Origin of the sequence: Ewingella sp. S1.OA.A_B6 (assembly GCF_049889095.1) — a bacterium.
Lineage (GTDB): Bacteria > Pseudomonadota > Gammaproteobacteria > Enterobacterales > Enterobacteriaceae > Ewingella.
In genome coordinates, this window is sequence record NZ_JBLJFK010000046.1 from 1 (window position 1) to 311 (window position 311).

At 52.1% G+C, this 311-nt stretch carries 1 pseudogene; it reads right to left on the reverse strand.

The features are described 5' to 3' along the window. Positions 1-58: 58 nt before the first annotated feature. A pseudogene (locus ACMV8I_RS21405) lies at positions 59-311 on the reverse strand (cytochrome c); the annotation flags it as partial.

Sequence of the window (311 nt, forward strand, 5' to 3'; positions counted from 1 at the left end):
TAATGGTCGTGATGTCCGGTGCGACCCAGTTTTCTATCACTGCGCCTAGCAGGAATTAACTCTCTTTATCACCGCCAAACATGTTTTTTGGTGTATGGCAGGTGCCGCAGTGGCCCAGACCTTCAACAATATAAGCGCCACGGTTCCACTCCGCTGACTTGTCCATCTTCGGCTTATATTCACCTGTGCTGAAGTTAAGCCAGTTCCAGCCCATCAGGCTGGTACGGATATTAAACGGGAAGGGTAACTGGTTAGATTCCACTTCGCGGTGCACCGGCTGCAAGGTTTGCAGGTAGGCCCAGATAGCGGCG